At 64.5% G+C, this 242-nt stretch carries 1 protein-coding gene; it reads right to left on the bottom strand.

Going from position 1 to position 242, the window contains the following annotated elements; all coding sequences use genetic code 11:
- Positions 1–242, bottom strand: a 242-nt coding sequence (locus tag SB771_RS36610; protein WP_410722237.1) for a LysR family transcriptional regulator substrate-binding protein, incomplete at both ends; no start/stop codon positions are given.

Raw genomic sequence — 242 nt, 5'->3', positions numbered from 1 at the left:
AACCACTCCGCAGTCAGACGCGAGAGACGCGTGGTCGCGTCATTGAGAATAAGAGGGTGGCTGGCGAGCCATTCAGGCGTGACGCGGGCCGGACACCGCCAATGCGCCGGCACAAACGCCATCACGGGGTCGCGGCGCCAAGGCTTTATCACGAGTCCAGCCACCGGGGGCTGAGGCAGCGCAACCAGCCCAACATCCAGCGTTCCATCCGCCAGTCGGGACAGCGTTTCATGTGACGTGAG

The sequence above is a fragment of the Burkholderia sp. SIMBA_051 genome, assembly GCF_046534915.1.
Taxonomy (GTDB): Bacteria; Pseudomonadota; Gammaproteobacteria; order Burkholderiales; family Burkholderiaceae; genus Burkholderia; species Burkholderia ambifaria.
Note: the sequence above shows the minus strand (reverse complement) of the source record. Positions and strands in the feature narration are given on the sequence as shown.